1 protein-coding gene is annotated in these 299 nt (G+C 69.2%); it reads left to right on the plus strand.

What is annotated here, in order from left to right; all coding sequences use genetic code 11:
• On the plus strand, nt 1-299 hold a 299-nt coding region (locus LI94_RS25190; RefSeq protein ID WP_192831028.1), incomplete at both ends, for a hypothetical protein.

A 299-nucleotide genomic window follows, 5' to 3' on the forward strand; every position in this document is an offset into this window, starting at 1 on the left:
GCGTTACCACCATCGCCACCATTGCCACCAGCGCCACCGGTGCGATCCTGCGCAGTGCCCGTGCTACCGACCGCGCCATCAGCGCCATCAGTACCCGAACCACCATTACCACCCACGCCACCAGCACCGTGCGCACCCGCGACGGTGCCGCTACCACCGGCGCCACCATCACCACCAGCACCACCATCGGTGCCCGAGACACCAGCACCGGCGCCCTCGGCGACCGCGTCAAACCCGGCACCACCCTTGCCACCGGCACCACCATTGCCGCCATCACCCTGCGCAGCACGGGTGGTGTT

It is taken from the genome of Mycobacterium sp. UM_Kg27, assembly GCF_000972905.1.
Taxonomy (GTDB): domain Bacteria; phylum Actinomycetota; class Actinomycetes; order Mycobacteriales; family Mycobacteriaceae; genus Mycobacterium.